The organism is Accumulibacter sp., assembly GCF_032229525.1.
GTDB lineage: Bacteria > Pseudomonadota > Gammaproteobacteria > Burkholderiales > Rhodocyclaceae > Accumulibacter.
The window spans coordinates 25,205-31,934 of record NZ_JAVTWB010000220.1 but is presented as its reverse complement, the minus strand read 5'-3'; the positions used below and the strand labels follow the sequence as shown (position 1 = coordinate 31,934).

Annotated in this window: 6 protein-coding genes; 3 read left to right on the top strand and 3 right to left on the bottom strand. The window is 64.1% G+C overall.

Going from position 1 to position 6,730, the window contains the following annotated elements:
- Positions 1-174: 174 nt before the first annotated feature.
- Both RUW20_RS17725 and RUW20_RS17720 read right to left on the bottom strand, forming a co-directional pair.
- Complete coding sequence (locus tag RUW20_RS17725; protein WP_313953551.1) at positions 175-1,119, bottom strand: PEP-CTERM sorting domain-containing protein; 945 nt, start codon at positions 1,117-1,119, stop codon at positions 175-177.
- Positions 1,120-1,389: 270 nt separating this feature from the next.
- Complete coding sequence (locus RUW20_RS17720; protein ID WP_313953550.1) at positions 1,390-1,863, bottom strand: Lrp/AsnC family transcriptional regulator; 474 nt, start codon at positions 1,861-1,863, stop codon at positions 1,390-1,392.
- A gap of 173 nt (positions 1,864-2,036) precedes the next feature.
- Between RUW20_RS17720 and leuA the strand changes: the two genes are divergently transcribed.
- Positions 2,037-3,737, top strand: coding sequence for a 2-isopropylmalate synthase (gene leuA / locus RUW20_RS17715; RefSeq protein ID WP_313953549.1), 1,701 nt, complete (start codon positions 2,037-2,039; stop codon positions 3,735-3,737).
- A gap of 108 nt (positions 3,738-3,845) precedes the next feature.
- Here leuA and RUW20_RS17710 read toward each other — a convergent pair whose 3' ends face one another.
- Complete coding sequence (locus tag RUW20_RS17710) at positions 3,846-4,340, bottom strand: Spy/CpxP family protein refolding chaperone (protein ID WP_313953548.1); 495 nt, start codon at positions 4,338-4,340, stop codon at positions 3,846-3,848.
- Positions 4,341-4,584: 244 nt separating this feature from the next.
- On the opposite strand from RUW20_RS17710, the gene RUW20_RS17705 reads away from it, so the two are divergent.
- Together RUW20_RS17705 and RUW20_RS17700 are read left to right on the top strand one after the other, a co-directional pair.
- A complete protein-coding gene (locus tag RUW20_RS17705; protein ID WP_313953547.1) occupies positions 4,585-5,274 on the top strand; it encodes a response regulator transcription factor in 690 nt (229 codons plus the stop codon).
- 2 nt (positions 5,275-5,276) lie between these two features.
- Positions 5,277-6,635 (top strand): ATP-binding protein, encoded by a 1,359-nt coding sequence (locus RUW20_RS17700; protein ID WP_313953546.1) that lies wholly within the window; start codon positions 5,277-5,279, stop codon positions 6,633-6,635.
- Positions 6,636-6,730 lie beyond the last annotated feature (95 nt).

Below are 6,730 nucleotides of genomic sequence, written 5' to 3'. Positions count from 1 at the left end.
GTCGATAGCGGCCCGTCAATCGGCCAACGATCTCTCTACCATGCGAAGAAGTCTGAGCCAGACGCAGCCCATTGCCTTGTGTGCACGAGTGCTGACCGTCCTGAGCAAGGAAACATCAAGAAACCGGGCAGGAACCCGGGGAGCGGGTCGCCACTTCTGTCCGAAGACGAGGACTCACTGGTCGGTAGTGCGCCGCCGCCAATAGGCCATGCCCAGAAGCCCAATGCTGATCAGCAACAGCGTGCCGGGTTGGGGAATCTGGGCGGTGGGTTGGGGAGGGTCGATGCGTTGCTCCAGGGCATCCATCGTGAAGCCGCCTCCCGAACTTGCCGCGACGCCGACCACGTTGACCACCCGAATGGCATCGCGGCCCGCGAAACCGGACCAGCCGTCAAACTGGCTGAACTGCATGACCCCGTTTGGCGACTGCACACCGAGGTCTACGGTGACGTTGAGGATCGCCTTCAGAATATCGTTGGTGTTCAGATCCATGATGAACTGAAGGGCGAAGCCGAGCGCTACATCGGGCAAACTGGGGGGTAGAAACGACAGGACGTCGGGTCCGACGGCATCGATAGTGGAAAACTGGGTGATTTCGGCACTGTTGATCTTCTGCGAAGTCAGGGTCTTGACGTCATAGGCGAAGGCGGAAAGCTGGCCGGACGCAATCGGGGTCGTGGGCGGGCTTATGCCCGCATCCACGGTCCATTCGGCGCCGCTGTTCAGCCTGAAGCCGGGATCCACGCCCACGGTCGCGGGATTGTCCGGCAGTTCTACCAAACCGATGTTTCCGGCATTGGCAGCCGTGGCGTTACCCCAGCCGTGGGAAAACTTGGCCGCCGTGGTGAAATCGAGAAACTGGACGTTGAACAACGCCAGCGGATTGGTCTTGAGCAGGAGCTCCAGATCCTGGCCCGCCGGAAACGTGTTGGTCAGGACCGGGGCAAAGTTCGAGAATTCAAGGCCGTCCCGCGTAAACGCCGGCTTCGTACCGTCGAACATGTCCAGCAAGGTGGTGGCGGACACGCTTCCCGAAAACCCCAACGCCAGCCAAAGCGCGACAGTGTGAATGATTGGCCGTTGGGCACGAGGACCACCGACTACGATGTTGTCGACCATTGCCGTTCTCCTTGGAAGCGCCAAGAAAACACCCGTGCCAACCGCCCGATTCTGTCGTTTTTCCATAGGCGTCTTGTCGGCTCAGTACGATGCAAGTTTCGTGCCAGAGTTTATATAAACATTCATAATCAGCAGGATAGCTTGCTTTTGTGTTTTGCGGCTGGCCGTGCCGACGCCAAGGTGTAAAAAATATCGACACCTGCCGGTAACTCGCCTCGGCACAAGGGCGGTGCGGCGGGCCGACTGCGTGGAGGCTTGTTCCGCTGGACGTCAGTTTGCCTGGAGCAGCGGCAGCGCCGTTCGATCGACCACCCGGCGCAGGACGAAGCTGGAATGCACGCCGGTGACGCCGGGAATACGCGTGATGCGGTCGAGCAGCAGCTCCTGGTAGGCGTCCATATCCTTGACCACCACCTTGAGTTGATAGTCGGCGTCCTGACCGGTGATCAGCAGGCATTCGAGCAGCTCGGGGATCTCGGCGATGGCGGCGTCGAAGCTGGTGAAGCGCTCGGGCGTGTGCCGGTCCATCGAGATGTGGATCAGGGCCATCAGCGACAGGCCGAGTTTCTTGGCGTCGAGCAGCGCGCGGTAGCCGGTGATCAACCCCGATTCCTCGAGCGCGCGCACCCGGCGCAGGCAAGGTGAAGGCGACAGGCCGATGCGCTCGGCGAGGTCCTGATTGCTGATCCGGCCGTCCTGTTGCAGGACACGGAGAATCTGCCAGTCGTAGCGATCGAGTTGCATGAAATTGCTCCAGGTTCGTGACCAAGCAATATTATCTCTATTCGTCGCATTTGTGAGCAATAGAGTTGCGCAATGGCCGCAATTTGAGCAGCAAAACGCAAGCACCTGCCGGCCGCTTTTCCTTACCATATCTGTCATCGCCATCACCACAAGAACCTCAAGGAGCCGCTGCCATGTTGACCAACCCCGCCAGCAAGTACCGTTCATTCCCGCCGGTCGATCTCGCCGACCGCCAGTGGCCGAACCGTACGATCAGCGCGCCACCGACGTGGATGAGCACTGATCTGCGCGACGGCAACCAGTCGCTGTTCGAGCCGATGAACGTCGAACGCAAGATGCGCATGTTTCGCATGCTCTGCGCGGTCGGTTTCAAGGAAATCGAGGTCGCTTTCCCGTCGGCCTCGCAGACGGATTTCGACTTTGTCCGTAGTCTCATTGAAGGCAAGCACATACCCGACGACGTCAGTATCGAGGTACTGACGCAGGCGCGCGAGCACCTGATCCGGCGGACGATGGACTCGGTGAAGGGTGCTCGGCGGGCAATCGTGCATGTCTATAACGCCACCTCCAAGCCGTTCCGCGACAACGTTTTCGGCATGAGCCGGGCGGAGGTGGTGGAGATGGCCGTCGCGGCGGTCAAGCTGATCAAACAACTGGCCGCGGAAGTGCCGGAAACCGAATGGGTGCTCGAGTACAGTCCGGAAACCTTTACCGCCACCGAACTCGATTTCGCGCTCGAAGTCTGCGACGCGGTGACCGCCGCCTGGGGTGCAACACCGGATAACAAGGTGATTCTCAATCTGCCGACGACGGTCGAGGTCGCGACGCCGAACATCTACGCCGACCAGATCGAGTGGATGCACCGCCACCTCGCGCGGCGCGACAGCGTGATCATCAGCCTGCACCCGCACAACGACCGGGGCACGGCCGTTGCCGCCGCCGAGCTGGCCTTGATGGCCGGCGCCGAGCGTGTCGAGGGCTGTCTGTTCGGCAACGGCGAGCGCACCGGCAACGTCGATCTGGTGACCCTGGCGCTCAATCTGTACACCCAGGGCGTTGCGCCCGGCCTCGACTTCTCGGACATCAACGCCGTTGCGCGTACCTTCGAGCACTGCAGCCAGTTGCCGATCCATCCGCGTCACCCCTACGTCGGCGACCTGGTGTTCACCGCCTTTTCGGGCTCGCATCAGGACGCGATCAAGAAGGGCTTTGCCGTCGAACAGACGGATGCTTTCTGGAACGTGCCCTATTTGCCGATCGATCCGGCCGATCTTGGCCGCAGCTATGACTCGGTGATCCGCGTCAATAGTCAGTCAGGAAAGGGCGGTATTGCCTACCTGCTGGAGAGCGAATACGGCGTGGTCATGCCGCGCCGCTTGCAGGTCGAGTTCTCCGGCGTCGTCCAGGCCGATGTCGACCGGCACGGCGGAGAGATGAGCGCGGCTGCCATCTGGCAGCTCTTCTCGGCGACCTATCTCGGTACCGTGGTACCGGTACGCTATCGCGAGCACCATCTCTTCGAGCATGCCAGCGGGCAAGGCATACGGCTGGGCGTCGACCTTGACGGCGCGTCGCATGTGCTCACCGGCGCCGGCAACGGCCCGATCGACGCGGCGGTGAACGCCTTGCACAGCGTCGGTATCAGCGTTCAGGTACGGAGCTATGAAGAACGTGCGATGAGCGCCAGCGGTGAAGGCGGCAACGCCAGGGCTTGCGCCTTCATCGAAGTCGCACCGGCGACCGGCAGCAGCAGCGAATTCTACGGCGCCGGGGTCGACGCGAACATCGTCACGGCTTCGCTGATGGCCCTGGTCAATGGGGTGAACCGCATGCAGTCCAGCGCTCAGGGGACGAGGCACAGGCAGGCGGCGTAAGGGTCGGCGGAGAGGGCCAGGGAAGCCGGCACTCTCCGCCCCTCAGTGCCGTGCAGCCACAGGCCCCAAGGCCGGCGACCTGGTCTGTAGCTGCTGCCGGCAAGGCGATCAGGCCGGCTTGCCCGCACGCTTCTTTTCCCAGCGCTGCATCATCTTTTCGCGCTGCGCTTCGAACGCCTGGCGTTGCTCGGGGGTGAGGATGTCCATCATCTGGTGATGCTGACGGGCGCGAAGCTGGCCCATTTCCGCCATCGCCAGGGCACCCTGTTCGGTCAGTGCCTTGACCTTGGCCTCGTCGTACTCGCCTTTCTTCTGCATCTCGTGAAGCTGTGTCCGGCTGTCGCGCATGGCCTTGAACTTTTCCGCCATCAGATCGGCGTCCTGCTTGCGCAACTCGGTGATCCTGGCCTCCTGCTCGGCTGTCAGATTGAGCCCCTTCATCATCCGCGGCATGCCGTCGCGCTGGCCTTTCATGGACTGCGATCCCCTGCAGCCTTCCATCTCGCCGCCCATCATCGGGCTGGCCTGGGCCGCGAGGGGAACGGCCAGGGCGATGCTGCTGGCGGCAAGAAATACGGCAAGGGTGCGATTCAGTGTTTTCATCATTGACTCCTGTGTGGTTGGGTCGGTCCAGTCGGGAATCGACTGCAGCGACTGTGGGGTGCACTGTCGGTCAGCCGGCGGTAAAGCGCGGTTAACGGTCTGTAAAGCCGTGTAAAACGGCATCGGCTGTCGCCGCCGGAACGTCGGACCGATGCGTTAAAGCGGGTAAAGCGTCGTAAAGACACGCGATCGCGCGCGCCTGGCGCTTATCATCGGTTCTGCTGTGCTTAACCGGATTGGCGCCATGACCCGTGTGTTGCTTGTCGATGACGATGTCGAGCTGGCCTCGATGCTGCGCGAATACCTCGAACAGGAAGGCTTCGAGGCGGACGTGGTGCACGACGGCGAAAGCGGCGTGCGCGAGGCGCTCAGCGGCCGCTACGCAATTGTGGTACTCGACGTGATGATGCCGCGGCTCAACGGCGTCGAGGCGCTGCGCCAGATCCGCGCCGCCAGCCGCATGCCGGTGCTGATGCTGACCGCGCGCGGGGATGACATCGATCGCATCATCGGGCTCGAACTTGGTGCCGACGATTACGTTCCCAAGCCGTGCTCGCCGCGCGAACTGGTCGCGCGCCTGCGGGCGATCCTGCGCCGGGTCACCGGCGATGCCGCCGGCGGCTCCGCGGAAGGGCCGCTGGTGGTCGGCCCGCTGAGCATGTGGCCGGAGCGGCGCAGCGCGCAATGGCATGACCAGGCGCTCAACCTGACCAGCACCGAGTACAGCATTCTCGAAGTGATGGCACGCCACGCCGGCCGGGTGGTCAGCAAGAGCGAGCTCTCGGAGCTGGCGCTGGGGCGGCCGCTGGCACGTTTCGATCGCAGCATCGACGTGCATGTGAGCAGCATCCGCCAGAAGCTTGGCACGCGACCGGAAGGCGACTCGTGGATCCAGACCGTGCGCGGTCAGGGCTACCAGCTGGTGAACGGCTGAACATGGGACGCCTGTTCTGGAAATTCTTCTTCGCCTTCTGGCTGTCGCTGTTGCTGGCCGGCGCGGGCGTCGGCACGGTGGTCTGGCTGCATCGCCAGGCGGAGGCCGAGTTCGTCTCGACCCCGGCCTTGCCGGGGGGGCCGCGTGCGATGGTGATGCTCGACGCGGCGGAGGTGTTTCTGCGCCGTGGCAGCCCGCAGATGATGCGCGAGGTGCTGCGGGAATGGGCCGACGCTCCCGGTAACGCGCAGTTGTTTGTCCTTGACGACAGTGCCCGCGATCTTTTCGGTCGCGAGCTCCCCGGCGACCTGCGCGCCGCGCTGTCCGCAGGAGATTTCCGCCGCGGACCGATGTCCGGCGCACGCCGGGTGGTCGCCAGCGACGGGCAGACCTACACCCTGGTCGCGCGTTTCGAGCGCCCGGGCGGGCGTGGCGGGATGGCGCACCGCGAACGTCCCTCGCCGGCGCAGCCGATCATTGCCGGCCTGCTCGCCAGCCTTGCCTTCAGCGCCGCGATGGCGTGGTACATGGCCCGGCCGATCCGCAGCCTGCGCGGTGCGCTGCGCGCGGTCGCCGACGGCCGGCTGGAGACGCGGGTGCAGCCGTCGATGGGACGTCGGCGAGACGAACTGGCCGATCTGGGGCGCGACTTCGATCGCATGGCGCAGCAGTTGCAGGCGCAGATCCATGCCCAGCAGCGCTTGTTGCATGATGTCTCGCACGAACTGCGCTCGCCGCTGGCGCGGCTGCATGCGGCGATCGGGCTGGCACGGCAAAATCCGGACAAGCTCGAGATGACACTCGAACGTGTCGAACGCGAGTCGGTTCGCCTCGACGAACTGGTCGGCGAGTTGCTGACCCTGTCGCGGCTGGACGCCGGTACGCCGGGCGCGCCGCCGGTGGCCATCGACCTGATGGAAATGGTCGCCAGCATTGCCGACGATGCGCATTTCGAGGCCGAAGCCGCCGGCCGGGCGGTTCATTTCACCGGAGAGGGCGAAGTCACCGCGAGGGTGCAGGGCGAGTTGCTCTATCGCGCCGTCGAAAACGTCGTTCGCAACGCGGCGAAATACACGGCGCCTGGCACGGCGGTCGAGGTAAAGGCACGCAGTCTGGTCGCTGGCGCGGGCATCCCGGCGTTCGAGATTGTCGTCTCGGATCGCGGCACCGGGGTCCCGGAAGGCGATCTGGAGGCGATCTTTGAACCCTTCTATCGCGCCGACAACAATGACGGCAAGACGGGCTACGGGCTGGGGCTGGCCATCGCCCGGCGCGCGGTCGTTGCGCACGGTGGCCAGCTGCTGGCGCGTAATCGGCCGGGCGGCGGCCTCGAGGTGACGCTCACCCTGCCGCTTTCCTAGCGCCGGTCGCGGCGCCGTTGCTCGCAACCCGGGTTTTCTGTCCCATCGCTGGCCATAGGTAGCAAGATTCTCCGCCAGCAGGCCAGCAGGCCAGC

Excerpts from the sequence above, each read along its gene's own strand:
- RUW20_RS17700 (WP_313953546.1), top strand. The coding sequence starts at position 5,277 with ATGGGACGCCTGTTCTGGAAATTCTTCTTCGCCTTCTGGCTGTCGCTG.
- RUW20_RS17725 (WP_313953551.1), bottom strand. The coding sequence starts at position 1,119 with ATGGTCGACAACATCGTAGTCGGTGGTCCTCGTGCCCAACGGCCAATC.
- RUW20_RS17720 (WP_313953550.1), bottom strand. The coding sequence starts at position 1,863 with ATGCAACTCGATCGCTACGACTGGCAGATTCTCCGTGTCCTGCAACAG.
- leuA (WP_313953549.1), top strand. The coding sequence starts at position 2,037 with ATGTTGACCAACCCCGCCAGCAAGTACCGTTCATTCCCGCCGGTCGAT.
- RUW20_RS17710 (WP_313953548.1), bottom strand. The coding sequence starts at position 4,340 with ATGAAAACACTGAATCGCACCCTTGCCGTATTTCTTGCCGCCAGCAGC.
- RUW20_RS17705 (WP_313953547.1), top strand. The coding sequence starts at position 4,585 with ATGACCCGTGTGTTGCTTGTCGATGACGATGTCGAGCTGGCCTCGATG.